The following is a 25,063-nucleotide window of genomic DNA, read 5'->3' as shown; positions in this document are numbered from 1 at the left end:
AGTTCTCCAGAGCGATTCAAGACGCAGGTCAATTGCGAGAAGGAATCACACCAGAGGGGACGCGCGGGGATTGAGACTCGGCCATTGCTGGCGCGGACTGGGGGTATCGAGTGAAACGGAAGGCACGCTTCGATTGGCCTCGAAACGCGCGAAATACAGCTGCGGCACATGCCCCGGCAACGCCACCAATGGCGCGGAACCGGAGCAACACCAGCAATGCTGCATGTTGGAATGATCGTCGTTTTGCGGGGCCTTCTGCTCGACAGTGCCCAGAGAGATCGCCACCATCTTCGTCCCGCTGGACGTACAAAAACTGCCCCACAACAGCTGCTCGACCGGCGATTTCGCCGTCTGCGCCATCGCTTCGGTCATCGGCATGGCGAGCAGGTTGAACAGCACTGCGAAGCAGGCGATCCAGGCAATTGCGAGCCGTTGTCGGGACATGGGCAAAATCCATTGGGTGGGCGATCAAGCGCGGCTATTTAGCCTGATCAGGGCCGATAAGTAAAAAAGCGGCGTGCGGTGTGGTGTCGCAGCGCCAAACATCCATAGCCTTCATGATAGCCGCGAATTTTAAATTGCCAGCCCCGTCCAGATCAGCCGTTACACATTCTCTGTAGCAGCTGCCGGAGGCTGCGTCCGGCTGCGAAGCAGTCGTAAAATCAATCGACTCGGTCTTTCAGGTTATTCGCGGGTGCAGGATTTACGACTGCTGCGCAGTCGGACGCAGGCTTCGCCAGCTGCTACAGGTTTTGGGGTGGTTCTGGTATCAGGGCAGTCAGCACGTCTGTCACCGACCCGAACTCCCGATCCACCGCTGGCAACTCTGGCCTCCTCAACACGATCACCGGCACTCCCCGCTCCCGCGCCACGTCCAGCTTCGGCTCGGTCGCGGTGCTGCCGCTGTTTTTGCTGATCAGCACATCGATCTGTCGCCGTTCAAACAGCTCGCGCTCGTCCTCCAGCAGAAACGGCCCTCGTGCGCCGATGATTTCGCAGCGTTCGTTGCCCGGGTAAACGTCCAGTGCGCGCAACGTCCAGAATTGCTCCGGCGGGATTTCGTGCAGGTGCTGCAACGGTTCGCGGCCGAGGGTGAACAGCGGTCGGCGGAAGGGTTTCAGGGACTCGATCAGTTCGGCCCAGTCGCCGACCTCACGCCAGTCGTCGCCGGGTTGCGGTTGCCAGGCCGGACGTCGCAGCGCCCAGCAAGTGATGCCGGTCACCTGCGCGGCGGTCGCTGCGTTCTGGCTGATTTGTGCGGCGTAAGGATGGGTTGCGTCCAGCAGCAGATCGATCCCTTCATCACGGATGAATTGCGCCAGCCCCTCTGCACCACCATAGCCGCCGACGCGCACCTGACAGGTCAAATCCGTCGGCACCCGACCAACGCCGGCCAGGCTGTAGAGGTGTTCCGGTCCCAGCGTGCGGGCGATCGCCAAGGCTTCAGTCACGCCGCCGAGCAGCAAAATACGCTTCATTGAAAAGCTCCGGCATGGCCGACAATGCCGCCCTGGCGATCGATGGCAAACACTTCAACCTGAACCTGCGCCGGCACCACGCTGCGGGCAAACTCCAGCGCGTGCTGACACACCGCATCACCGAGGGCGATGCCCACCGCGCTGGCCATCGCCAGGGCTTGCTGACTGGTGTTGGCGTCGCGGATCGCCTGCTGCAACGTTTCATCGGCGCCCACCGCCGCTGCCCAGTCGGCCAGTTGCGGCAGGTCGATGCTGGAATGCCGGCTGTGCAAGTCCATGTGCCCGGCCGCCAGTTTGCTGATCTTGCCGAAGCCGCCGCACAGGCTGAGTTTATCCACAGGGACTTTGCGCAGGTGCTTGAGGACGGCGCCGACGAAGTCGCCCATTTCGATCAGGGCGATTTCCGGCAGGTTGTAGACCCGGCGCATGGTGTCTTCGCTGGCGTTGCCGGTGCACGCGGCGATGTGCAGGTAACCGTTGGTTTTTGCGACATCGATGCCCTGGTGGATCGAGGCAATGTAGGCCGCACAGGAAAACGGCCGGACGATGCCGCTGGTGCCGAGGATCGACAGGCCGCCGAGAATGCCAAGGCGCGGGTTCATGGTTTTCAAGGCCAGCGCCTCACCGCCCTCGACGTTGATCGTGACGTCGAAGCCGCCGCCGTAGTTGAACTCGCTGGCCAGCTGGGTCAAGTGATCGGTGATCATCTTGCGCGGTACCGGGTTTATCGCCGGTTCGCCCACACCCAACACCAGCCCCGGCCGGGTGACGGTGCCGACACCACGCCCGGCTTTGAAACGGATGCCGGGCTCGGTGCCGAGGCGCACGTGGGAATAGAGCAGGGCGCCGTGGGTCACGTCGGGATCGTCGCCGGCGTCCTTGATGGTTCCGGCCTCGGCACCGTCCTCCAGCCGCCGACAGAACTCCAGGCGCATTTGCACCTGCTTGCCTTTGGGCAGGGTGATTTCCACGGCGTCCGAGCTCACGCCCCCCAGCAACAGGCGAGCGGCGGCGAGGCACGTGGCGGTGGCGCAGCTGCCCGTGGTCAGGCCGCTGCGCAGCGGCGCGGGTTGTTCGGCGGTTTCGTCACGCATCGAGGGGTTTGACCACGTCGAGCAAAGTAATCGGCAGCGCCTGACGCCACGTATCGAAATCCCCCAGCGGTTGCGCTTGCGCGATATGAATGCGCGTCAGCTCACCGCCGTGCTGTTCACGCCAGGCCATCAGGGTCATTTCACTTTGCAGGGTGACTGCGTTGGCCACCAGCCGGCCACCAGGTTTGAGTGCAGCCCAACAGGCCTCCAGCACGCCTTCACGGGTAACCCCGCCGCCAATGAAAATGGCGTCCGGGCGTTCGAGACCCGCCAGTGCGTGCGGCGCGCTGCCGCGAATCAATTGCAGGCCGGGCACACCGAGCGCATCGCGGTTGTGCTCGATCAACTGCTGCCGGCCTTCATCGGCCTCAATGGCCAGCGCCCGGCAACTGGGGTGCGCGCGCATCCATTCGATGCCGATCGAACCACTGCCCGCGCCGACGTCCCACAACAGTTCGCCGGGTGTCGGCGCGAGGCGGGCGAGGGTGATCGCGCGCACGTCGCGCTTGGTCAGCTGGCCATCGTGCCTGAATGCCGAGTCCGGTAACCCGGCCAGCCGCGAAAGGCGCGGTGCATCGGGCTCGGCGATGCATTCGATGGCGATCAGATTAAGGTCGGCAATCACCGGGTCGGTCCAGTCATTGGCAATGGCGTCGATGCGTCGTTCAGTGGCGCCGCCCAGATGTTCCAGCACGCTCAGGCGACTCGGCCCGAACCCGCGATCACGCAACAGCGCGGCGATTGCGCCCGGGCTTTGCCCGTCGTTGCTCAGTACCAGCAGGCGAACGCCGCTGAAAATATGGGCGTTCAGCGCGGCGAGGGGGCGGGCGACCACCGAAAGCGTCACCACTTCCTGCAACGCCCAACCCATTCGGGCGGCGGCCAGGGAACAGGAAGAGGGCGCCGGCAGGATCAACATGTCGTCGCCGGGGACTTGCCGAGCGAGGCTGGCGCCGACGCCGAAGAACATCGGGTCGCCGCTGGCCAGCACGCACACCGGCTCGCCACGCAGGGCCAGTAACGGCTCGAGGGAGAACGGGCTCGGCCACAACAGGCGCTCGCCGCGCAGGCACACAGGCAACAAATCCAGCTGGCGCGGGCTGCCGAAAATCCGTGAAGCGCCCAAAAGGGCTTGCCGGGCATTCTTGCCCAGGCCCTTGTAGCCGTCTTCACCGATGCCTACTACTGTCAGCCAGGGCGCCATTGGCAGTCCTCAAAAAGTCCACACACGTACTGTTCCGACGGGCAGGCTTTTCATGCCGTCGAACAAAGCAGGCATAATACCGCGCCTTCGCTTGCGAAGCGCCTTTCCCACATTGCCGGTCACCCCTTTGAACGAACGCCCGATGTCATCAGCCTTACGCCCCTCGGCCTGTCCGGGGTTGCTGCGTATTGTCCAGGCGCTGGACGGCGGCATCTGCCGGATCAAGCTCAATGGCGGCTCGATCACGGCGTCCCAGGCCGAAGCGGTGGCCGACGCGGCCGAGCGTTTCGCCGGCGGGGTGATCGAAGCGACCAACCGCGCCAACCTGCAGATTCGCGGAATTGGCCGTGAGCACGGCGCGTTGATCGACAGTTTGATGGTCGCGGGCCTCGGCCCGAACAGCGCCGCTGGCGACGATGTGCGCAACCTGATGCTCAGCCCCGGCGCGGGCATCGATCGGCAGATGCGGGTCGATACGCGCCCGCTGGCCGAGGAGATCCTCGCCACCCTGCAAGGCGATGAACGCTTCCACGACCTCAGCGCCAAGTTTGCCGTGCAACTCGATGGCGGCGAAGGTCTGGCCATGCTCGAACATCCCCATGACCTGTGGTTGTCCGCCGCTGATCGGGACGGCGAGCCGGTGTTCGCCTTCGGTCTGGCCGGGTGCCCGGTGGATGCGCCGGTGAGGGCGGTGAAGTTGGAGCAGGGGCACGCGCTGGTAGTCGCGGTGCTTGAGTTGTTTTTGGAGGGCGCTCGACCTGAACAGACACGCATGCGGCATTTGCTTGCCGAATGCGCGCTCGACGATTTTCTCGCGCGTCTTGCCGAGCGGGTGCCATTGATGCCCATCGACACTTGGCAGCGCGGCGTCAGCCCGAACGACTTGCACATCGGCGCTCATCCACAGCGTGAAGCCGGGCTTGTCTACATCGGCGCTGTGCCGCCGCTGGGCCGTCTCGATCCGATGATGCTCAGGGGTGCTGCGCAACTGGCGCGGCAGTGGGGCGATGGAAGCCTGCGGTTTACTCCTTGGCAAAGTCTGTTACTGCCCGGTGTTCAGGGTGATACCGCGTCTCAAGTTATCCACAGGCTCGAACAGCTCGGCCTGCGTTGCTCAGTCGACGATGCCTTGGCGCACCTGATTGCCTGCACTGGCTCCACCGGCTGCGGCAAAGGCCTGGCCGACACCAAAGGCGATGCCGGGCAACTGGCGGCGCTGCTGCAGGTTCGCGGCCAAACGCTGAACGTTCACCTGTCCGGCTGCCAGCGTTCCTGCGCTGCCGCGCATACCGCGCCGGTCACGTTGCTGGCCGTCGCCCCCGGTCACTACGACGTCTATTTTCGTGAAGCGGGGCAGCCGGGTTTCGGCGCCTTGCACGCACACAACCTTACTATTGAAGCGGTCGCAGCCTTGCTCGACGCCCGCGCACGGAGCCCCCTAGATGCTTGATTACATCCGCGACGGTCAGGAGATCTATCGCAACTCCTTCGCGATCATTCGCGCCGAGGCCAACCTCGAGCGCATTCCGGCCGATCTGGAAAAACTCGCGGTCCGGGTGATTCACGCCTGCGGCATGGTCGATGCCATTGACGGCCTGCAATTCTCTGAAGGCGCAGGCAAGGCCGGGCGCGATGCGCTGGCCGCCGGTGCGCCGATTCTGTGCGACGCGCGGATGGTTTCCGAAGGCGTGACCCGCACGCGCCTGCCGGCGAACAACCCGGTCATCTGCACCCTGCGCGATGACAGCGTCCCCGATCTGGCCCGTGAGCTGGGCAACACCCGCTCCGCTGCCGCGCTCGAACTGTGGCGCCCGCACCTGGAAGGCAGCGTCGTGGTGATCGGCAACGCGCCGACCGCGCTGTTTTATCTGCTGGAAATGCTTGACGCTGGCGCGCCGAAACCGGCGCTGATCCTCGGCTTCCCGGTAGGCTTCGTCGGCGCCGCCGAATCCAAGGCCGCGCTCGCCGCCGACAGTCGCGGCGTGCCGTTTGTCATCATGCAGGGCCGGCTGGGCGGTAGCGCCATGGCCGCCGCCGCCGTCAATGCCCTCGCCACGGAGATCGAATGATGCAGCCACGTGGACGTTTGATCGGCCTCGGCGTTGGTCCTGGTGATCCGGAACTGATTACCGTCAAAGCCCTGCGCCTGCTGCGCGAGTCGCCGGTGGTGGCGTACTTCGTCGCCAAGGGCAAGAAGGGCAATGCGTTCGGCATCATCGAAGCGCATTTGCAGGAAGCTCAGACCTTGCTGCCGCTGGTGTACCCGGTGACCACCGAAGCGTTGCCGGCCCCGCTGTCCTATGAACAAGTGATCAGCGATTTTTACGATGCGGCCGGCGAAGAGCTCGCCGCGCACCTCGATGCCGGGCGCGACGTAGCGGTGATCTGCGAAGGTGATCCGTTCTTCTATGGCTCCTACATGTACCTGCACGATCGCCTGGCCGAGCGCTACGAAGCGGAAGTGGTGCCGGGTGTCTGCTCGATGCTCGGCGGCGCTTCGGTACTCGGCGCGCCGCTGGTGTATCGCAATCAGAGTTTGTCGGTGCTGTCCGGCGTGTTGCCCCATGACGACCTCAAGCGTCGCCTGGCCGATGCCGATGCCGCGGTGATCATGAAATTGGGACGCAATTTTCCCAAGGTCCGGCAGGTGCTCGAAGAACTCGGTCTGGCGGAGCGCGCGCTGTACGTCGAACGCGCGACCATGGCCAATCAGAAAATCGTTCCGCTGGATCAGGTCGAGCCCATGTCCTCACCCTATTTCTCGTTGATCATCGTTCCCGGTGAAAGGTGGCAAGGCTGATGACTCGTCCAGCTCCGGCGATTGTCGTCCTCGGCAATGGCAGCCTCGCGACTGCGCAAAAGATCCAGCAGGTGTATCCCGGTGCCCTGATCCACGGCCTGGCCGGTCGGGTCGAGGGCGCGGATCGCACTTATCAGGAGTTCGGTGCGACTGTGCGCGAACTCTATCTGCAGGACACACCGATCATTGCGCTGTGCGCCGCCGGCATCGTGATTCGCACGCTGGCGCCCTTGCTGCTTGAGAAAGGTGTCGAGCCACCCGTTCTGGCGGTGGCCGAGGACGGCAGCGCAGTGGTGCCGTTGCTCGGCGGCTTGGGCGGGGTGAACGTGCTGGCGCGCGAGATCGCGGCGGCGCTCGATGTGGCCGCGGCGATTACCACGAGTGGGGAATTACGCTTCGGCACTTGCCTGCTCAACCCGCCGAGTGGTTATGCGCTGGGGGATCTGGAGCTGGGCAAGCGCTTCGTTTCCGATTTGCTGGCCGGTGAAACAGTGCGCATCGAGGGCGCGGCGCCTTGGCTGGCACAAGCACAGTTGAAGGAAAACCCGCAGGCCCGGTTGGCGGTTCATGTCGATCATGTCGAGCGTGAGGCGGTGGCCAATGAATTGCTGATCTACCCACGTCGGGTGCTGGTCGCCGTGAATGCCAGCGTGGTCAATCTGCCGGGCGCCATTCGCGATGCTCTGCATCGGGAAAAAATTGCCGTGCAATCGGTAGCCTGCCTTCTGGCTGCCGACAGCGAAATGGCCAGCCCGGCACTGCGTGACGCAGCCCTGGAGTTGGGTGTGCCATTGCGTTTTGCCGATGACGTCGGCGCGCTGGCCGAGCTGGCACGTGATGCTGTGGGCCAGCCCGCAGCCCTCCTCGGCGACGAGGCCATCGCCATCGCGGTCGCTGAACAGCCATTGGACCCGTTGTCGATTGGTCGTGCTCGTGGTCGTCTGGCGGTGATCGGCCTGGGCCCCGGAGCGGCCGAGTTAATGGTGCCGGCGGTGAAAGCCGAACTGGCCCGGGCCAACGATATCCTTGGCTACGAAACTTATGTGCGCATGGCCGGCCCGTTCCGCACCGATCAGGTGATGCATTGCACCGACAACCGCGAAGAGATGCAGCGCGCCCGTCATGCGTTCGAACTGGCGGCCCAAGGGCGTTCAGTCGTGGTCGTGTCATCTGGCGATCCGGGTGTTTTTGCCATGGCGGCCGCGGTGCTGGAAGCGTTGCACGAATCTGATGATGCTTCATGGCACAACGTTGACCTGGAAATCCTGCCAGGGGTTTCTGCATCACTGGCCACCGCCGCTCAAGCCGGCGCGCCATTGGGGCATGACTTCTGTGTGCTGTCGCTGTCGGACAACCTCAAACCCTGGGACATCATCGAAAAGCGCCTGGATCTCGCCGCACAGGCTGATCTCGCACTGGCTTTCTACAACCCGATCTCGCGCTCACGACCGTGGCAACTCGGCCGCGCGCTGGAAATCGTCGCCCGGCACCGTACCCCCCAGACACCCGTGGTGTTGGGTCGGGATGTCGGCCGTCCGGGGCAGACGTTGCGGGTCATCACGCTGGGGCAACTGACCCCCGATCAGGTGGACATGCGCACGATGGTGCTGATCGGTTCCTCCACCACCTGTGTCTTTCCCCGCGTCGAGGGCGGGAAGTGGGTGTATACGCCGCGCTGGTATCAGACCAAACCTGCTGGTTAATATTAACGGCCCCGTTCGGAAGTTGTTTTTATAAAATAATAGAGCGCCGATAAGTTGTCTTCTTGTCGGCGTTTTTTTTATGGCTGGTAATGATTGGAATGGTTTTTCCTGATAATAAACTTGAAGGCATGAATTTCCTGTTTTAGTTTGAGTCTGGCCGCAAGGAGCGGTTGGATTTTAATAAGGAATTAAATATGTCAAACGTTAATGGTGAAATCGATTGTGTACTCAACGATGCCCAACAAGATGAATACTTCAATCGCATCGAAGTCCGGTTGGCTGAAATGCCTCGCCGTCGGCGGGTCAAAAGGGCAGCCACGCTCAACAAGGTTTTGGCCACGCCGTTGTCACCCGAATACGACGCCTCCGTCGTTGGGCCTTCGCTAGTTGTATTCGAGCAGAAGCTTTCAGACGACGACAAACAGGACGCGCTGGATAGCCAGGCATTTGCCGAAGCCATTGTCAGAAATCTGCCCGCCGGTACTTCACTGAAAGAGCGCTACAGCGCCTACAACGAAGCCTTGAGGGCGATTGGTTGGGTGAGCGAAAGCTACACCTTCAAAAGGTACGACTCCAAACAGCTGACGCTGACGATGAACGAAGCGTTATTACAGATACTTCAAACTGTCATCAGTGTGGGGACTGGCAATGTGTTGGGCCTGGTGGCGTCGGGTCTGGAAAAGCTGAAGGGCGATAAGGAGGCGCTGAAGATCGTCGAATCGGGAAACACGGACACTGAAGTGGTCAGCTTTAAGGCGGTGCCCTGTATTGTCGCGCCGGGCGGCGGCATGGCGATGGTCACGGGTGGCCTGGATATTGTTAGCAAAGACTATGATGGCCACTTTCTGTTTTTTACATTCAAGACGGATGGGTTGAATATTTTCCAGGCTGCGGGTGTGCGAAAGTTTAATAAGCGTGTATTCGATCGCAAGCGCCATTTGATTTATAACTATATCGATCAGTTTGGTGATGCGCTGTTCAAAAAGTTGACCGGAAAATAAAACCGAAAGGAACCATCGTCATGGATAACTTCGGTGTTTTACATGAGCAATCGGTGAGGTCACACCATGCCAGCGCTGGTTGATGCGGTAGTAGTGGGTGGCTGTCTGTTGTCCTTTGCCGACACCGTACAGGCTCAGGACCGGCAAGATATACAGGACTGCTTGCTGTATGCAGAGCTGGCGGCGAATGACAAATACCCGGGGCTTGTCTCGAACAAGATGTGGTTCGATTACTATCAGGGGCGATTGCTGAAAGCAGGTTTCACGCTGACAGCGATCATCCCTACAGAACCCATCCGGGTGTCCACTGTCCATCAGCTCCTGGACATCAGTTATTCCACGATTGGCCGTGTCGGGTCAAAGCGCATGGCGCAGCTTGTGACGCAAACCTACCGCGCCCTGAAACTGGACGCGTTCGCCTGGGATTTTTTTCAGGGCAATATCGCTCGGGGCGGTGCAGGCATTCTTAAATGTGCACCGTGCGAACGCTTGGGCTCGGGTGAAACAGTCGTGTGTCTCTACGGTTTGCGCTATCGCACTCACGTTTCCGGGCAAGCGTTCTTCTGGGACGAGTTTTACAAGGAGGTCGTGATCATGCCTGACGGCGGAGTGTTTGCTTTCAATCGTGATGTGTTTGAGCGCTACCGTGAGCGGGTCCACGAGAAAATAGACGCGTACTCGAGCAAAATCTTCGTGCGCAAACTGACGCTCTGATCGGTCTGGCAGCACTGGAACGACAAGGCCCTGTTGTTGAACACAGGGCCTTTTTTTGTTGCGCAGAAACCATGGTGAATCAGGGCACGAGGTAGCCCTTGACCCCGGTAAAGATGATTTGCGCTGCCAGCGCACAGACGAATAGCCCCATCAGGCGACTGACAATTTGCAAACCCTGATCACCGAGAATGCGTTCGATGCGATTGGACAGGTAAAGCACCACGCCGACGGTGAAGCTGGCCAGGGCGATGCTGAGGATGGCGGTGATTTTGTCATCCCAGTGCGGCTGGCTTATGCCCATCACCAACAGGGCACCGATGGTGCCGGGGCCGACAGTCAGGGGGATGGTCAGCGGGACGATGGTCACGTCCTGTTGCACGTTGTCGGTCTGCACCGCCGACTTGCCTTGGGCCATGCCCAGCGCCGAGATGAACAAGACGCTGCCCGCACCGATACGGAAGGCGTCCACGGTGATGCCGAACACACTGAAAATCACCCGCCCGAACAAGTACAGCAAGACGCTGGACACCAACGTGGCGAGGGCCACTTTCCAGGCCAGTCGACGCTGTTCCTTGCGCGAATAACCGCGGGTCAGGCTAATGAAGCAAGACAAGACGAAGAACGGGCTGTAGAGCACCAGCATCTTCAGGTAAACGCTGAACAACACGTGGAGCATGGTGCAAGCTCACTGGCGAGGGAAGTCGAGGGGGAGTCTATCAGGCGTTTCAGCGTCTGTCGGCTCAGGACGTTTGAGTGGCGGTGCGGTTCTGCAGATCGCGCTGTGCCACCCAATGTTCGATCAGGTCGCGCAATTGCGAAAGCTCGACCGGTTTGGCCATGTGCCCGTCCATGCCGGCCTGGCGCGCGCGCTCCTTGTGCTCGGCGAGAATGTGCGCGGTCAACGCCACCACGGGCGTGCGCGTCCGCTGGTTGCCGACTTCCCAGGCACGCAATTGCTGAGTGGCCGAGAAACCATCGAGAATGGGCATTTCGCAGTCCATCAAGACCAGGTCGTAGCGCTGCGCTTTCATGGCCTGCAAGGCTTCTTCGCCATTGCTGGCAGTGTCCGGCTGCAGGTTGAGCTTGCCCAGCATGCCGCGAATGACCTTGGTCGAGATGCTGTTGTCTTCGGCGACCAGGATGCGGAAATCGCTGGGAACCTTGACCGGCAAGGTCGGGCCGGTCGGTGGAACCTGCGACACGGCGAGGCCTTTGTTGCGCTGGTTCAGTTCATCCGCCAGCGTGGTTTTCAGGGTATAGCCGGCCACCGGTTTGGCGAGGATGCGTTTGATCCCGGAATTGCGCGCGATGATTTTGCTCGGTGCATTGCTGATGCCGGTGAGCATGATCAGCAGGATGTCGTGGTTAAGGCTCGGGTCTTCCTTGATCTTGGCTGCCAGTTGCATGCCGGTCATGCCAGGCATGTTCTGGTCCAGCAGGACCACGTCGAAGTAGTCGCGCAAGTGGGCCTTGGTGCGCAGCAGTGCCAGCGCTTCCTTGCCCGACGCCACCGCACTGACGTTCAGGCCCCAGGCGCTGCATTGCTGCACCAGGACTTTGCGGCACGTGTCGTTGTCATCAACCACCAGCACCCGTGCACCCTGCAACGGGCCGTCGAGGTCGGACGTCGGGTGTTCGAGTCGGTCAGGGTCGAGCGGCAAAGTCAGCCACAGGGTGCTGCCCTGGCTGGCGCCACTCTTGATGCCGAATTCGCCGTGCATCAGGCGAATCAGCTGCCGCGCGATGACCAGGCCCAGGTTGCCCCCCAGGCGGGTGGTCGAGAGGAAGTTCTTGCTGTGCAGTTCGGCGTGCATCAGTGCGTCGCGTTCCTCGGCCTCCATCGGCTCGCCACTGTCCTGCACCGCGATGCGCAGGCGCGGTTTGGCGCTGCGTTCGTCGAGCGCGACGACGATCAGGATTTCGCCTTCGTCGGTTTTCTTCAGGGCGTTTTCCAGCAGGCTCAGCAGCGTCTGGCGCAAGCGCGTCGGGTCACCGCTGATGACACGGGGTACTTGCGGCTGGATAAAGCTGATCAGCTCGACATTCTGCTGCTCGGCCTTGGCGCGGAAGATACTCAGGCAATCGTCGATCAGCGCATTCAGATCGAACTGCACATCGTCCAGTTCGATCTGCCCGGATTCGAGCTTGGAGATGTCGAGAATCTCGTTGATCAGTGTCAGCAGTTCGTTACCGGCACTGTGGATGGTCTGCACGTAGTCGCGCTGCTTGACGGACAACGGTGTGCCCAGCAATAGCTCGGTCATGCCCAATACGCCATTCATTGGGGTACGGATCTCGTGGCTGATCTTCGCCAGGAATTCGGCTTTTGCGTTGATCTCGGCATTACTGGCGGCCAGGTCGCGGCTGATACTGAATCGGTCTTCAGTGATGCTGCGCTGGCGTTCACTCAGGGCAATGCTCATCAGCAGGCCGCTGATACAGATAAACACCAGCAAGGTGGTGATCAGCCCTTGGGGTTCTACCAGGGTCAGCCCCAGCAGGGCCGGCAGGATAATCAACGTGCCGAGGTTGAAGACCACCATGGCGGCCACGAACAGGCGCGCCGGTCGATAGCCTTTTTGCCAATGCCAGGCGCTGACGAACAGCATCGTCAGACCCGCCAGGGCGACGAGTGCATAAGTGATGATGTTCAGCGGCAACGTGTTGACGAACAGCAACAGCAGGGCGCAGACGCTGATGAGCACGATGTCGGCTTGCAGTACCTTGTTCAGCGGGTGTGGGCCCAGCGGTGCAAAGAACCGATAGGCAAACATCAGTCCGCACGGTGCAGTCAGCAGCAGGGAGAGGTAGGCCCCCGGCGTTTGTATCGCATGCCAGTCCGGCAGCCAGGGGCCGGCCACATTCAGCAGCAGCACCAGGCTCAGCATCAGCAGCGCTTCGCAACCAGCCAGCCAGAGAGCGCTGCGCGAACGGGTGTAGGCGTAACGGATGAGGTTGTGCAGGATCAGCATGGTGATGCAACCGAACAGCAGGCCGTAAATCAGCGTCTGCGTCTGATTGGCCGCGGTCACGACCGCTGATTCCAGCGTGATGTAAGGCCTCAACTGGTGGTCGGAAACCAGTCGCAGGTAAACGTCGAGGGGTTTGTCGCTTTGTGGCAACGGCAACATGAAGTCGCTGCTGGGCAGGGGCCGTTCTGCCTGGGGTTGCTCGGTGCCAGTGTTCAGATGCTCGACCAGCGTATCGCCGTCCAGCACATAGAGATTGAAGCTTGAGAGGTCGGGCGCGAACACCCGCAGCAGCTGTTCATGCTTGCCGGGTGCAAGCCTGAAACGCAGCCACAACGCACCTTCGGGCTCGGCCGCGGTCAGGCGTTCGAGTTCGATGGGGCTGAATTGATTGGTGTAGCGAGCGGAACGGATGTCGCTGAGTTGCAGATCGCCCTGTTCGTCGAGCAATACGGCCCATCCACTGCCTTGCGCGGCCTGGGCCGGGAGCATGCAGAGCAAGGTCAGCAGAGTGGCGGTGAAGCCTATGGCAATCCTGAGCCAGCGCACGGCGAAATCCCTTCGTAGGTTGATGCCAGATTACAACGATGCGCAGCGCCGGAACAGTGTGGCAAGGACCAGAAGTCCTTGCCTCGCCCAATGGCGCTCTTATTCCTGGTTTTCGCCTCGCTCGCGGGCAATGGCACGGTAGCCAATGTCCTTGCGATAGAAGCTGCCTTCCCAATCAATTTTGGCCGCCAGTTTGTAAGCCTGTTGCTGGGCAGCATCGACGCTGGTGCCCATGGCGGTGGCACACAACACCCGACCACCGGCCGTTACCACTTGACCGTCCTTGAGGGCAGTACCGGCGTGGAAGACTTTACCTTCCAGTGCCGCCGCCGCATCCAGACCGTTGATGGCCACGCCTTTGGCGTAGTCGCCCGGGTAGCCGCCAGCCGCGAGCACGATACCGACGCTCGGACGTGGATCCCATTGCGCTTCGACTTTGTCCAGTGCTTGCGCCAGGGCTGCTTCGACCAGCAACACCAGGCTCGACTGCAAACGCAGCATGACCGGTTGGGTCTCAGGGTCGCCGAAACGGCAGTTGAATTCGATGACTTTTGGGTTACCAGCCTTGTCGATCATCAGGCCGGCGTACAGGAAACCAGTGTAGACGTTTCCTTCATCGGCCATGCCGCGCACGGTCGGCCAGATCACCAAATCCATGACGCGCTTGTGCACTTCGCTGGTCACAACCGGTGCAGGGGAGTAAGCACCCATGCCGCCGGTGTTCGGACCGGTGTCGCCGTCGCCGACGCGCTTGTGGTCCTGGCTGGTGGCCATCGGCAGTACGTTCTTGCCGTCGACCATGACGATGAAGCTTGCTTCTTCGCCATCCAGGAATTCTTCGATCACGACGCGCGAACCGGCTTCACCAAAGGCATTACCGGCGAGCATGTCACGCACGGCCTCTTCAGCTTCGGCCAGGGTCATGGCGACGATCACGCCTTTACCGGCGGCCAGGCCATCGGCCTTGATCACGATCGGCGCGCCTTTTTCACGCAGATAAGCCAGGGCGGGCTCGATCTCGGTGAAGTTCTGGTAGTCGGCGGTCGGGATCTTGTGGCGAGCCAGGAAATCCTTGGTGAACGCTTTCGAACCTTCCAGCTGAGCGGCGCCAGCGGTCGGACCGAAGCAATCCAGGCCACGGGCGCGGAACAGATCGACGACGCCGGCAACCAGCGGCACTTCCGGGCCGACGATGGTCAGGGAAACGTTCTTTTCGGCGAAGTCGGCCAGTTGCTCAAGGGCCAGTACGTCGATAGCGACGTTCTCGCATTTGGCTTCGATGGCGGTACCGGCATTGCCCGGCGCCACGAAAACCTTCTGCACGCGCGGATCCTGAGCCACTTTCCAGGCCAGGGCGTGTTCACGGCCACCGCTGCCAATGATCAAAACATTCATTTCAAAAACCTCGGATGACGCAAATTCTGTTGAGCGCCGCAGGGACGCTTTTCTGTGGGAGCTGGCCTGCCAGCGATGCAGGCGGTTCGGTTTATCCATTAAACCGAGGGGATGCCATCGCTGGCAGGCCAGCTCCCACAGTTGATCGTCTTATCAGTGACGGAAGTGGCGCATGCCGGTGAAGACCATGGCAATGCCAGCTTCGTCGGCCGCAGCAATCACTTCGTTATCACGCATCGAGCCGCCTGGCTGGATCACCGCGGTGATGCCGACCTTGGCCGCGTTGTCCAGACCGTCGCGGAACGGGAAGAACGCATCGGAAGCCATGACCGAGCCGGCGACCTGCAGACCGGCGTGTTCAGCCTTGATCGCAGCAATACGAGCGGAGTTTACGCGGCTCATCTGGCCGGCGCCGACACCGATGGTCTGACGGTTCTTGGCGTAGACAATGGCGTTGGACTTGACGTACTTGGCGACTTTCCAGGCGAAGATCAGGTCGTTGATTTCCTGTTCGGTCGGAGCACGTTTGGTCACGACTTTCAGGTCATCGGCGCCGATCATGCCGATGTCGCGGCTCTGCACCAGCAGGCCACCGTTGACGCGTTTGTAGTCCCACGCAGCGGCGCGGTCAGCCGACCACTCGCCGCAAGCCAGCAAGCGCACGTTGGCTTTGGCCGCGACAATGGCGCGGGCTTCTGCGCTGACCGATGGCGCAATGATCACTTCGACGAACTGACGCTCGACGATCGCCTTGGCCGTTTCAGCATCCAGTTCGCGGTTGAACGCGATGATGCCGCCGAACGCCGATTCGGTGTCGGTGGCGTAGGCCAGTTCGTAGGCCTGACGGATGCCGCCTTCGGCGTCCGGGCTCACGGCCACGCCGCACGGGTTGGCGTGCTTGACGATCACGCAGGCCGGCTTGACGAAACTCTTCACGCATTCCAGCGCGGCGTCGGTGTCGGCCACGTTGTTGTACGACAGCTCCTTGCCTTGCAGTTGGGTCGCAGTGGCGATGCCGACTTCGGCAGGCTTGGCTTCCACGTAGAACGCCGCGCTCTGGTGCGGGTTCTCGCCGTAGCGCATTTCCTGAGCCTTGATGAACTGGCTGTTGAAGGTGCGCGGGAACTCGCTGCGAACTTCGGTGCTGAGGGTGTCAGCCGCCTGGTTCACGGTGCCCATGTAGTTGGCGATCATGCCGTCATAGGCGGCGGTGTGTTCGAATGCCTTGAGCATCAGGTCGAAACGCTGAGCGTAGGTCAGGCCGCCGGCCTTCAGGCCTTCCAGAACGCTGGCGTAATCGCTGGCATTGACCACGATGGCCACGTCTTTGTGGTTTTTTGCCGCGGAACGGACCATGGTCGGGCCGCCGATGTCGATGTTCTCGATCGCGGTCGGCAGGTCACAGCCTGGCTTGTTGATGGTGGCTTCGAACGGGTACAGGTTGACCGCGACCAGATCGATAGGCTTGATGCCGTGCTCGTTCATGATGGCGTCATCGATACCGCGACGACCGAGGATCCCGCCGTGGATTTTCGGGTGCAGGGTCTTGACCCGACCGTCCATCATTTCTGCGAAACCGGTGTAATCCGCGACTTCCACTGCGGCAACGCCATTGTCACGCAGCAGCTTGAACGTTCCGCCGGTGGAGAGGATCTCGACGCCCAGGGCTTCAAGCTCTTTGGCGAATTCGAGGATCCCGGTCTTGTCGGAAACGCTGATCAAGGCGCGGCGGATCGGCAGGCGGGTAGTCTGGTCGGTCATTTCAATTTCCATCAAAAGCAAAGGAGTCAGCAAAAAAGGCGACCGTTTTTACGCGGGCGCCTTTCTGGTTTGATTGAATGCTTACAGCAAATCGTACTGCTTGAGTTTCTTGCGCAGCGTCCCTCGGTTGAGTCCGAGCAGCTCGCTGGCCTTGGTCTGGTTGCCCTTGACGTAGTTCATCACGCACTCGAGCAGGGGAGCCTCGACTTCGGAGAGCACCAGGTTGTACACATCCGTGACGGCAGCGCCCTCAAGGTGGGCGAAATAATTGTGCAGCGCCTTCTCGACACTCCCGCGAAGGGTCTGACCTTCTTCGCTAGGCGTATTGAGGTGCTGTTTCAAATTCACGTTGTCGCTCACGGGTGTTGTTCCACTCACTAAAGTCTCGGTCATCATCGTCATGCGGCCACCCACTCTCCGTCCCCTGTCAGGCTCTTGTAACGTTCAGCGAAAAAGCCCTGAACGTTGGCGCATTGTGCTTCCGTATCTTCCAAACGATTGAAGTGGGCGCGAAACTCCCTGGCGCCCGGCAAGGTTGCGAGATACCAGCCCACATGCTTCCGAGCGATACGGACCCCCATGACGTCTCCATAGAAGACGTGCAGTGCGGCCAGATGCTCTAGCAGAATGCGTTCCACCTCGATCAATTCCAGCGCCGGGAGTTTTTCGCCGGTACGCAGAAAATGATCGATCTCACGAAAAATCCATGGCCGCCCCTGGGCGGCCCGTCCAACCAGCAATCCATCGGCACCGGTCGCGTCGAGCACGTAGCGGGCCTTCTCTGGCGAATCGATATCGCCGTTGGCGAAAACCGGCATCGACACCGCCTGCTTGATCGCGGCAATGGTGTCGTACTCGGCTTCACCGGTGTACAGATCAGCACGGGTGCGGCCATGGACCGCCAACGCCGTAATGCCGGCCTGCTCAGCGATCTTCGCCACGGTCAGGCCGTTCTTGTTGTCCCGGTCCCAGCCCGTGCGAATCTTCAGGGTGACCGGCACATCGACTGCGGCCACTACGGCCTGCAGGATCTCGGTCACCAAGGCTTCATCTTTCAACAGGGCGGAACCGGCGGCCTTGTTGCAGACCTTTTTCGCCGGACAGCCCATGTTGATATCAATAATCTGTGCACCCAGTTCGACATTGGCCCGGGCCGCATCCGCCAGCATCTGTGCATCACCACCGGCGATCTGTACCGAGCGTGGCTCGGGATCACCTTCGTGGATCATGCGCATGCGCGATTTGCGGGTGTTCCACAAACTCATGTCGCTGGTGACCATTTCCGAGACTACAAGTCCTGCGCCCAATCGCTTGCACAGCTGACGAAAGGGCTGGTCTGTGACGCCCGCCATCGGGGCGAGGATCAAGCCGTTGTGCAATGTATATGGACCGATGCGTACCGCCGACATAGGACTTCCCTGTTGTGGGGCCGGATCATGAGAGTTCGAAAAAGGGTTGGCATGATACCCGCTCTCGATGACTGGATAAAGGCTGAATTGAACAAAATCTGAACAGTTATTCTGTTATTGCCAGCGGTTTGGTCCACGCGGGCAAAGTCAGAAAGCCGTCGTCAATCCGTGATCGGTGAACCGTTTCACTCGGGCGAATGAAAGCTCAGGCTGTAGTTCACCGCTTTGGGACCTGGATCGAGAATGTCCAGCGCGATGTGGATCGGCGTTTGCGGTGGCATTTCAACCATGCCTTCGAGATCGCCGTTGAGGTACTCGCCAGGCTTGAAGCGACGGCTGGCAATCAGATGACCGTTGAGGTCGGCGAAACGCAGTTCCAGTAGCGGGAACGGCTGGGAGAAGGGCGCGCGGTTATAGATGATGGCATCGACCACCAGTGCGCCACTGAAGTCGGGGTGGCTGCGGACCACCAGGTTGCTGCTTTTGATTTTCGCGATGTCGACTTTGGACGGCACCGTGCAGCCGATTTGCGGGCAGAGCTGTTGGAACCACGGGCGGTATTGGTCCTGGCGCGCCAGTTCGTCGAAATGATAGGCGACGTACTGGCCGACAAGCCCGGCCGCGCCGAGCAGGATCAGCAGGATCCAGAAAAACCGGCGTCCCCAGGGTGAGCGGCGTTTCTGCCAATCGAGTTGCAACGGGTCGTCGGTCAGGTCCTGCAACACTTCGGCGTGCATGGCCGGTTCGCTGCGCTCACGGCGCTTGCGCAGTGGGGCGATGGACGGCAGGTCGTCGTCAATCTCGTCGGTGGCCGACAGGCGTTCGTGGTGAAGCGGGGCGTCGAGCGGGTCGTGCAGGCGCAGTTGTGGAGGTTGAGGCTCCTCGAGCTCTTCCAGCTCCAGCGACAGCGAAGGTTCGGTGCGCTCGTGATTGCTGGGTTCGAGCTCGAGTTCCGGCAAATCGTCTTCAGCGGTCTGCGCGCGGTCGGCCGCCGATTCGCTGAACAGGCTGTCGGACCAGGTTTCTTCGGTTTCCGGATTGTCACGCCGAGCGCTCAGGCTGTCTTCGCGATGCCCGCCGAATTCGGTGGTCGGCTGGATTTCACGCTGTTCAAGCCGGGCAAGTTCTTCATCGAGGTCCAGGCTGTCCAGATCCAGCTCGGCGGCGGTCCACTGCTTGAGGCTGATGGCCCGCTGCTCCGGCGCGTCGACGATCGTCGGAGCGACGGGCGCCACTGCTTCCTTGCCGGCTTGTTCGAGCAACTGCTTGGCCGCGTTGAACACCTGCAAGCACGAGCCGCAACGAACTACTCCGCGGGCCACGCTCAATTGAGCATGGCTGACACGGAAGCTGGTTTGGCAATGCGGGCACTGAGTGACGAAGCTATCGGTCATGCGGCGATCCGGTTTATGCAGGCGTCCATTCTAGCGCCGACGACCGGTAATGCGCACCCAGCCATCGCGATTGGCAATCGGGTCCAGATCGAAGTCTTGCGCGTAGGCTTCGGCGACTTCCTCACCTTGCTCGGCGAGGATGCCCGACAGTGCCAGACGGCCACCCGGCTTGACCAGGCTCGACAGCTGCGGCGCCAGGGAGACTAACGGGCCAGCGAGGATATTCGCCACCAATACGTCGGCCTGAACCTGCGGCAGATCTTCTGGCAGGTACAGCGGGAACAGCGCTTCTGCAATATTGTTGCGCCCGGCATTGTCGCGCGAGGCTTCCAGCGCCTGCACGTCGATATCGGTACCGACGGCTTCCTTGGCGCCGAGCAGCAGGGCGGCAATTGCCAGGATGCCCGAGCCGCAACCGAAGTCCAGCACGTTGCAGTCTTTCAGGTCCTGGCCGTCGAGCCACTCCAGGCACAGCGCGGTGGTCGGGTGGGTGCCGGTACCGAATGCCAGGCCCGGATCGAGCAGCAGGTTCACGGCGTCCGGCTCAGGCGCGGCGTGCCAGCTCGGCACAATCCACAGGCGCTGGCCGAAACGCATCGGCTGGAAACCATCCATCCAGCTGCGTTCCCAGTCCTGGTCTTCAATGACTTCGCTGTGATGCTCGGGCAGCGGGCTTCCGGTCAGCAACTCAAGGTGCGCCAGTACGGCAGCGGCTTCTGTGCCACCTTCGAACAGGGCCAGCAGGTGCGTGTGCGACCACAGTGGCGTGGTATTGAGTTCCGGTTCGAAGATCGGCTGATCTTCGGCGTCCATGAAGGTCACCGACACGGCGCCCACTTCAAGGAAAGCGTCTTCGTAGGTTTCGGCTTGTTCTGGGCTGATGGCGAGACGGACTTGCAGCCAAGGCATGGCGGGCACCTTTGAATAATGTTGATTGCAGCCTAGCGGGCTGCGAGAAGCGCGCAAGTTTACGCGAGCGCGCGGCAGAAGACGACCGGGTAGACAGGCTCGCAAGTGAACGGATGACCTGTGGCGAGGGAGCTTGCTCCCGCTGGAGCGCGAAGCGGTCCCAAATGGCAAATGCGGATCTGCCTGACAGGCCGGTGTTGAATGGTCTTGCGGTTGCTGCGCAACCGAGCGGGACGGTGCGGCGATCCGACGAGCTCCCTCGCCACAGGGGATTTGTGTTCGGTAATGTCCAGATACAACAAAGCCGCCCGAAGGCGGCTTTGTTGACGGGATACAAGCTTAGTGCTTTTCGTCAGCCAGCTTGTGTTCCAGGTAGTGGATGTTCACACCACCTTTGCAGAAGCCTTCATCACGGACCAGATCGCGGTGCAGCGGGATGTTGGTCTTGATCCCGTCGACAACGATTTCGTCCAGCGCATTGCGCATGCGCGCCATGGCTTCGTCACGGGTTGCGCCGTAGGTGATCAGCTTGCCGATCAACGAATCGTAGTTCGGCGGAACGGCATAGCCACTGTACAGGTGCGAATCGACGCGAACGCCGTTGCCGCCTGGAGCGTGGAAATGCTTGACCGTGCCCGGGCTCGGCATGAAGGTTTTCGGGTCTTCGGCGTTGATCCGGCATTCCAGCGCGTGACCGCGGATGACAACGTCATCCTGGGTGTACGACAGCTTGTTGCCGGCGGCGATGCTGAGCATCTCCTTGACAATGTCGATGCCGGTGACCATTTCCGAAACCGGGTGTTCTACCTGGACGCGAGTGTTCATCTCGATGAAGTAGAAATGACCGTTTTCGTAAAGGAACTCGAAAGTGCCGGCGCCACGGTAGCCGATGTCGATGCACGCCTTGACGCAGCGAGCGAGGACTTCAGCGCGGGCTTTCTCGTCGATGCCTGGTGCCGGCGCTTCTTCGAGAACCTTCTGGTGACGACGTTGCAGCGAGCAATCGCGGTCGCCCAGATGGATCGCTTGACCCTGGCCATCGGAAAGCACCTGGACTTCCACGTGACGTGGGTTGGTCAGGAATTTTTCCAGATAGACCATCGGGTTGCCGAACGCCGCGCCTGCTTCGGTGCGGGTCAGTTTGGCGAAGGAGATCAGGTCTTCTTCTTTATGCACGACGCGCATGCCGCGACCACCACCGCCGCCAGCGGCTTTGATGATCACCGGGTAACCGACTTCGCGACCAATGCGCAGAGCGGTTTCTTCGTCTTCAGGCAGCGGGCCGTCGGAGCCCGGAACGGTTGGAACGCCAGCCGCGATCATGGCGTGCTTGGCCGATACCTTGTCGCCCATCAGGCGAATGGTCTCGGCTTTCGGGCCAATGAACGCGAAGCCGGAGTTTTCGACCTGTTCGGCAAAATCGGCGTTTTCCGCAAGGAAACCGTAGCCTGGGTGAATGGCGGTAGCGCCCGTCACTTCGGCCGCGGCGATGATTGCCGGAATGTGCAGGTAAGAGTGAGCGGCCGAAGCCGGACCGATGCAGACGGATTCGTCTGCCAGGCCCAGGTGCATCAGCTCTTTGTCAGCCTTTGAGTAAACGGCGACGGTCTTGATGCCCATCTCTTTGCAGGCGCGCAGAATGCGCAGGGCAATCTCACCGCGGTTGGCGATCAGAACTTTTTCCAACTTCGCAGTCATCAAAGTTTCTCCGCGGTTCAAACGATGGTGAACAGCGGTTGGTCGTACTCAACCGGCTGGCCGTCTTCGACGAGGATGGATTCGATCACACCGCTGGTTTCAGCTTCGATGTGGTTCATCATCTTCATCGCTTCAACGATGCACAGGGTGTCGCCTTTCTTCACGGTCTGGCCCACTTCAACGAAGGATGGCGAGGACGGCGAAGATTTGCGGTAGAACGTGCCGACCATAGGAGAACGGGCAACGGTGCCGTTCAGGGTTGGCGCGGCCGGAGCAGCAGGTGCTGCAGCGGCAGCAGGTGCTGCAGCAGCGGCAGGCGCTGGAGCCGGAGCGTGCATTGGCGCCGGTGCGTAGTACTGCTGAGCCGGCGTCTTGCTGTGGCGGCTGATACGTACGGACTCTTCGCCTTCCTTGATCTCGAGCTCGTCGATGCCGGACTCTTCCAGCAATTCGATCAGTTTCTTAACTTTACGGATATCCATGAATCATCAACTCCCAAGGGTCGGTCAGGGGCGTTTAGCTTGTAGTTCAAGCTGTTCCAGGGCGGCCTCCAGGGCCAGTCGATAACCGCTGGCGCCAAGGCCGCAGATCACTCCCACCGCTACATCGGAGAAGTAAGAGTGATGGCGGAAAGGTTCGCGTTTGTGCACGTTAGACAAATGCACTTCGATGAATGGGATGCTCACCGCCAGCAGCGCGTCACGTAATGCGACACTTGTATGCGTAAAAGCTGCTGGGTTGATCAGAATGAAGTCCACACCTTCGCCGCGAGCGGCGTGGATGCGGTCGATCAATTCGTACTCGGCATTGCTTTGCAGGTAGAGCAAATGGTGGCCGGCTTCACGGGCACGGCGCTCCAGATCCTGATTGATCTGCGCCAGGGTGGTTGCCCCGTAGACGCCCGGTTCACGGGTGCCGAGCAGGTTCAGGTTGGGTCCGTGCAGAACCAGTAAGGTCGCCATCTGCTGTTCCTTGGTTATCTGTGTGCAATTGTCAGAACCCGGCGACTATGCCGCAAAGCCTTTGTGACTGTCCAGTTCTCTGCAATAGCCAGCACGATGACCGATGTTTACGAAAAATTTGTGACTGCGTGATTAAATCCGGTCATTTGCTTTCGCGACACGTTCGGCGAAGTCTGCAGCATTGATCTCGCCGATCACCCTCACATCGGCGCGTTCGACGCCATCCTTGCCGAAAAACATCAGGGCGGGCGGGCCGAACAGTTTGTAGCGGCCGAGCAGGGCGCGTTGTTCGGCGTTGCTGGCCGTGATGTCGAAACGGATCAGGCGATAGCCTTTGAGCCGTTCGACGACCTTCGCATCGTTCAGCACTTCGTGTTCAATGACTTTGCAGCTGATGCACCAGTCGGCGTACCAGTCGAGCAACAGTGGCGTTCCGGAAGCACTGGCCTCGACGAGGATCCGGTCCAGTTCCGCAGGGGTGCTGACGGTTTGCCAGTCACTGACGTCTTTTTGCGGTTGCTGATGGCCGGTCACCACGCGCGGTTGACCGATGGGATTGAGCGGATCGGTCTGACCGCTGAACGCCCCGTACCAGCAGGCCAGCGCGTAAAACACCAGGAACATCCCGAGCAGTTGACCGAGGCGTTTTCGCGGCGGTTTGTAGACGAACTCCAGCGCGCCCATGAAGAGGCCGACACCGCCGGCCAGCAAGCCGATCAGCAGCAGGGTGATCTCGCCCGGCAACACGCGGCTGAGCAAACCGATGGCCAATCCCAGCAACAACACGCCGATCGCGTTTTTCACATAGACCAGCCACGGCCCGCTTTTCGGCAGCCAGGCTGCGCCGCCGGTGGCGACCAGCAACAGCGGCGCGCCCATGCCGAGACCGAGCATGAACAACTTCAACCCACCGCCCAACGCATCGCCGCTGGCGCTGATGTACAGCAGCGCGCCGGCCAACGGCGCCGAAACGCAGGGCGACACCAGCAGGCTGGAAACCACGCCCAATACCGCCGCGCCCCACAACGAGCCGCCTTCGGTGCGGCCGGCGATTCGGTCCAGTCGGCTGCTGATGGCGTGAGGCAGCTTGAGCTCGAAGACGCCGAACATCGCCAGGGCAAACACCGCAAAAAACATCGCGAACGGCACCAGCACCCAGGCCGATTGAAGCCGCGCCTGGAGATTGAGCTGTGCGCCAAACATTCCCATCAGAGCGCCGAGCAGGGCGAAGCACGCGGCCATGGGCAGCACGTAGGCGAGGGACAGATTGAAGCCACGCAGACCGCCCACCTGACCGCGCAGTACCACACCGGAGAGGATCGGAAGCATCGGCAGTACGCAGGGCGTGAACGTCAGGCCAAGGCCCGCGAGGAAGAACAGTGCGAGTTCGCGCCAGCCCCAGCTTTCATGGGCAGGGCCGCCGACGCCATCGATGCTCAGGCGTTCGGTCTCAGGCGGATAGCACAGGCCTTTGTCGGCGCAGCCCTGATATGTCACAGCCAGGTTGAAGGCGCGTTGATCGGTGCGCGGTAACTCGACATCGAGAATTCCGTGGTAGACCTCGACGTCGCCGAAGTACTCATCGTGTTTCTGTTCGCCTTTGGGCAGTTGCGCGGTGCCGAGCACGACGTCGGCGGGATCGGCGCGAAACTGGAAGCGATGGCGGTAGAGGTAGTACCCGTCAGTGGCGACGAAGCGCAGTTTGATCGATTGCGGGGTGCTTTCTACCAGGCTCAGCTGAAAGGCTTCGCGCACCGGCAGGAAGTCCGCACTGTTGTTGATCGATCCCAGCGTTGAACTGGGTCGGTTCTCCAGCAAGCCGGTGGCGTAGGCCGGCAGGGCGAGCACTAAAAGCAGCAGGCAGAGCAAACGGCGCATGACAGTCTCGCGTATCGGAATAGGGGGCATGATAGCGGACAGTTGTGCGGTGTGCAGGGCGGGGAATTATGGGGTGATTGTTCTGACGCCATCGCGAGCAGGCTCGCTCCCACAGGATTGTGCGCGATCCTTGTGGGAGCGAGCC

At 61.1% G+C, this 25,063-nt stretch carries 22 protein-coding genes; 6 read left to right on the top strand and 16 right to left on the bottom strand.

Translation table 11 applies throughout. The features are described from left to right. Nucleotides 1-45 precede the first annotated feature (45 nt). The 4 genes from EJA72_RS23840 to cbiE form a co-directional block, all read right to left on the bottom strand. Complete coding sequence (locus EJA72_RS23840; protein WP_157714356.1) at nucleotides 46-444, bottom strand: DUF2946 domain-containing protein; 399 nt, start codon at nucleotides 442-444, stop codon at nucleotides 46-48. A gap of 299 nt (nucleotides 445-743) precedes the next feature. Next, on the bottom strand, nucleotides 744-1,478 hold the full coding sequence (locus EJA72_RS23835; RefSeq protein ID WP_157714355.1) for a cobalt-precorrin-6A reductase: 735 nt from the start codon (nucleotides 1,476-1,478) through the stop codon (nucleotides 744-746). Beyond that, nucleotides 1,475-2,572, bottom strand: a complete 1,098-nt coding sequence (locus EJA72_RS23830; RefSeq protein ID WP_157714354.1) for a cobalt-precorrin-5B (C(1))-methyltransferase — start codon at nucleotides 2,570-2,572, stop codon at nucleotides 1,475-1,477. Before EJA72_RS23830 ends, EJA72_RS23835 begins: the two co-directional genes overlap by 4 nt. After that, the gene (gene cbiE / locus EJA72_RS23825) at nucleotides 2,565-3,776 is read right to left on the bottom strand and encodes a precorrin-6y C5,15-methyltransferase (decarboxylating) subunit CbiE (RefSeq protein ID WP_157714353.1); all 1,212 of its coding nucleotides are present in this window, start codon (nucleotides 3,774-3,776) and stop codon (nucleotides 2,565-2,567) included. Before cbiE ends, EJA72_RS23830 begins: the two co-directional genes overlap by 8 nt. A gap of 142 nt (nucleotides 3,777-3,918) precedes the next feature. Between cbiE and cobG the strand changes: the two genes are divergently transcribed. The 6 genes from cobG to EJA72_RS23795 all read left to right on the top strand — a co-directional run bounded on the left by cobG (nucleotide 3,919) and on the right by EJA72_RS23795 (nucleotide 9,994). Beyond that, the gene (cobG, locus tag EJA72_RS23820; protein ID WP_306110003.1) at nucleotides 3,919-5,226 is read left to right on the top strand and encodes a precorrin-3B synthase; all 1,308 of its coding nucleotides are present in this window, start codon (nucleotides 3,919-3,921) and stop codon (nucleotides 5,224-5,226) included. Further along, nucleotides 5,219-5,845, top strand: a complete 627-nt coding sequence (locus EJA72_RS23815; protein ID WP_157714351.1) for a precorrin-8X methylmutase — start codon at nucleotides 5,219-5,221, stop codon at nucleotides 5,843-5,845. The genes cobG and EJA72_RS23815 overlap by 8 nt, the downstream gene beginning before the upstream one ends. Beyond that, entirely contained in the window at nucleotides 5,845-6,576 is a 732-nt protein-coding gene (locus tag EJA72_RS23810) for a precorrin-2 C(20)-methyltransferase (RefSeq protein WP_157714391.1), read from the top strand. Before EJA72_RS23815 ends, EJA72_RS23810 begins: the two co-directional genes overlap by 1 nt. Next, nucleotides 6,576-8,279: a precorrin-3B C(17)-methyltransferase gene (cobJ, locus tag EJA72_RS23805; RefSeq protein ID WP_157714350.1), complete on the top strand. Its 1,704-nt coding sequence runs from the start codon at nucleotides 6,576-6,578 to the stop codon at nucleotides 8,277-8,279. Before EJA72_RS23810 ends, cobJ begins: the two co-directional genes overlap by 1 nt. 194 nt (nucleotides 8,280-8,473) lie before the next feature. Then, nucleotides 8,474-9,280, top strand: coding sequence for a hypothetical protein (locus tag EJA72_RS23800; RefSeq protein ID WP_157714349.1), 807 nt, complete (start codon nucleotides 8,474-8,476; stop codon nucleotides 9,278-9,280). Between the two features lie 66 nt (nucleotides 9,281-9,346). Beyond that, complete coding sequence (locus EJA72_RS23795; RefSeq protein ID WP_157714348.1) at nucleotides 9,347-9,994, top strand: hypothetical protein; 648 nt, start codon at nucleotides 9,347-9,349, stop codon at nucleotides 9,992-9,994. 79 nt (nucleotides 9,995-10,073) lie between these two features. Here EJA72_RS23795 and EJA72_RS23790 read toward each other — a convergent pair whose 3' ends face one another. From EJA72_RS23790 to EJA72_RS23735, 12 genes are all read right to left on the bottom strand, one after another. Continuing rightward, nucleotides 10,074-10,670, bottom strand: a complete 597-nt coding sequence (locus EJA72_RS23790; RefSeq protein WP_157714347.1) for a MarC family protein — start codon at nucleotides 10,668-10,670, stop codon at nucleotides 10,074-10,076. Nucleotides 10,671-10,734: 64 nt separating this feature from the next. Next, on the bottom strand, nucleotides 10,735-13,512 hold the full coding sequence (locus tag EJA72_RS23785; RefSeq protein ID WP_178129553.1) for a hybrid sensor histidine kinase/response regulator: 2,778 nt from the start codon (nucleotides 13,510-13,512) through the stop codon (nucleotides 10,735-10,737). 99 nt (nucleotides 13,513-13,611) lie between these two features. After that, nucleotides 13,612-14,907: a phosphoribosylamine--glycine ligase gene (purD, locus tag EJA72_RS23780; RefSeq protein WP_157714346.1), complete on the bottom strand. Its 1,296-nt coding sequence runs from the start codon at nucleotides 14,905-14,907 to the stop codon at nucleotides 13,612-13,614. Between the two features lie 153 nt (nucleotides 14,908-15,060). Beyond that, nucleotides 15,061-16,668, bottom strand: coding sequence for a bifunctional phosphoribosylaminoimidazolecarboxamide formyltransferase/IMP cyclohydrolase (gene purH, locus EJA72_RS23775; RefSeq protein ID WP_157714345.1), 1,608 nt, complete (start codon nucleotides 16,666-16,668; stop codon nucleotides 15,061-15,063). Between the two features lie 81 nt (nucleotides 16,669-16,749). Continuing rightward, nucleotides 16,750-17,070, bottom strand: a complete 321-nt coding sequence (fis, locus tag EJA72_RS23770; RefSeq protein ID WP_007907419.1) for a DNA-binding transcriptional regulator Fis — start codon at nucleotides 17,068-17,070, stop codon at nucleotides 16,750-16,752. Then, the gene (gene dusB, locus EJA72_RS23765; RefSeq protein ID WP_157714344.1) at nucleotides 17,067-18,077 is read right to left on the bottom strand and encodes a tRNA dihydrouridine synthase DusB; all 1,011 of its coding nucleotides are present in this window, start codon (nucleotides 18,075-18,077) and stop codon (nucleotides 17,067-17,069) included. The genes fis and dusB overlap by 4 nt, the downstream gene beginning before the upstream one ends. A gap of 185 nt (nucleotides 18,078-18,262) precedes the next feature. Further along, nucleotides 18,263-19,471, bottom strand: coding sequence for a DUF3426 domain-containing protein (locus EJA72_RS23760; RefSeq protein WP_157714343.1), 1,209 nt, complete (start codon nucleotides 19,469-19,471; stop codon nucleotides 18,263-18,265). Between the two features lie 30 nt (nucleotides 19,472-19,501). Next, nucleotides 19,502-20,380, bottom strand: coding sequence for a 50S ribosomal protein L11 methyltransferase (gene prmA, locus EJA72_RS23755; protein ID WP_157714342.1), 879 nt, complete (start codon nucleotides 20,378-20,380; stop codon nucleotides 19,502-19,504). 339 nt (nucleotides 20,381-20,719) lie between these two features. Beyond that, complete coding sequence (gene accC, locus EJA72_RS23750; protein WP_157714341.1) at nucleotides 20,720-22,078, bottom strand: acetyl-CoA carboxylase biotin carboxylase subunit; 1,359 nt, start codon at nucleotides 22,076-22,078, stop codon at nucleotides 20,720-20,722. A gap of 17 nt (nucleotides 22,079-22,095) precedes the next feature. Continuing rightward, nucleotides 22,096-22,560: an acetyl-CoA carboxylase biotin carboxyl carrier protein gene (gene accB / locus EJA72_RS23745; protein WP_157714340.1), complete on the bottom strand. Its 465-nt coding sequence runs from the start codon at nucleotides 22,558-22,560 to the stop codon at nucleotides 22,096-22,098. A 24-nt stretch (nucleotides 22,561-22,584) separates the two neighbouring features. Beyond that, nucleotides 22,585-23,040: a type II 3-dehydroquinate dehydratase gene (gene aroQ, locus EJA72_RS23740; RefSeq protein WP_157714339.1), complete on the bottom strand. Its 456-nt coding sequence runs from the start codon at nucleotides 23,038-23,040 to the stop codon at nucleotides 22,585-22,587. Between the two features lie 132 nt (nucleotides 23,041-23,172). Next, nucleotides 23,173-24,918, bottom strand: a complete 1,746-nt coding sequence (locus EJA72_RS23735) for a protein-disulfide reductase DsbD (RefSeq protein ID WP_157714338.1) — start codon at nucleotides 24,916-24,918, stop codon at nucleotides 23,173-23,175. Between the last annotated feature and the right edge of the window lie 145 nt (nucleotides 24,919-25,063).

Source organism: Pseudomonas sp. PB120, from assembly GCF_009761815.1.
GTDB lineage: Bacteria > Pseudomonadota > Gammaproteobacteria > Pseudomonadales > Pseudomonadaceae > Aquipseudomonas.
This window is presented reverse-complemented; position numbering and strand designations above follow the sequence as displayed.

Coding starts and splice junctions, on each gene's coding strand:
- prmA (WP_157714342.1), bottom strand. CDS start 20,380: ATGCCTTGGCTGCAAGTCCGTCTCGCCATCAGCCCAGAACAAGCCGAA.
- EJA72_RS23800 (WP_157714349.1), top strand. CDS start 8,474: ATGTCAAACGTTAATGGTGAAATCGATTGTGTACTCAACGATGCCCAA.
- cbiE (WP_157714353.1), bottom strand. CDS start 3,776: ATGGCGCCCTGGCTGACAGTAGTAGGCATCGGTGAAGACGGCTACAAG.
- aroQ (WP_157714339.1), bottom strand. CDS start 23,040: ATGGCGACCTTACTGGTTCTGCACGGACCCAACCTGAACCTGCTCGGC.
- EJA72_RS23830 (WP_157714354.1), bottom strand. CDS start 2,572: ATGCGTGACGAAACCGCCGAACAACCCGCGCCGCTGCGCAGCGGCCTG.
- EJA72_RS23840 (WP_157714356.1), bottom strand. CDS start 444: ATGTCCCGACAACGGCTCGCAATTGCCTGGATCGCCTGCTTCGCAGTG.
- purD (WP_157714346.1), bottom strand. CDS start 14,907: ATGAATGTTTTGATCATTGGCAGCGGTGGCCGTGAACACGCCCTGGCC.
- EJA72_RS23810 (WP_157714391.1), top strand. CDS start 5,845: ATGCAGCCACGTGGACGTTTGATCGGCCTCGGCGTTGGTCCTGGTGAT.
- dusB (WP_157714344.1), bottom strand. CDS start 18,077: ATGTCGGCGGTACGCATCGGTCCATATACATTGCACAACGGCTTGATC.
- EJA72_RS23835 (WP_157714355.1), bottom strand. CDS start 1,478: ATGAAGCGTATTTTGCTGCTCGGCGGCGTGACTGAAGCCTTGGCGATC.
- EJA72_RS23735 (WP_157714338.1), bottom strand. CDS start 24,918: ATGCGCCGTTTGCTCTGCCTGCTGCTTTTAGTGCTCGCCCTGCCGGCC.
- EJA72_RS23815 (WP_157714351.1), top strand. CDS start 5,219: ATGCTTGATTACATCCGCGACGGTCAGGAGATCTATCGCAACTCCTTC.
- fis (WP_007907419.1), bottom strand. CDS start 17,070: ATGACGATGATGACCGAGACTTTAGTGAGTGGAACAACACCCGTGAGC.
- purH (WP_157714345.1), bottom strand. CDS start 16,668: ATGACCGACCAGACTACCCGCCTGCCGATCCGCCGCGCCTTGATCAGC.
- EJA72_RS23760 (WP_157714343.1), bottom strand. CDS start 19,471: ATGACCGATAGCTTCGTCACTCAGTGCCCGCATTGCCAAACCAGCTTC.
- cobG (WP_306110003.1), top strand. CDS start 3,919: ATGTCATCAGCCTTACGCCCCTCGGCCTGTCCGGGGTTGCTGCGTATT.
- accB (WP_157714340.1), bottom strand. CDS start 22,560: ATGGATATCCGTAAAGTTAAGAAACTGATCGAATTGCTGGAAGAGTCC.
- accC (WP_157714341.1), bottom strand. CDS start 22,078: ATGACTGCGAAGTTGGAAAAAGTTCTGATCGCCAACCGCGGTGAGATT.
- EJA72_RS23790 (WP_157714347.1), bottom strand. CDS start 10,670: ATGCTCCACGTGTTGTTCAGCGTTTACCTGAAGATGCTGGTGCTCTAC.
- cobJ (WP_157714350.1), top strand. CDS start 6,576: ATGACTCGTCCAGCTCCGGCGATTGTCGTCCTCGGCAATGGCAGCCTC.
- EJA72_RS23795 (WP_157714348.1), top strand. CDS start 9,347: ATGCCAGCGCTGGTTGATGCGGTAGTAGTGGGTGGCTGTCTGTTGTCC.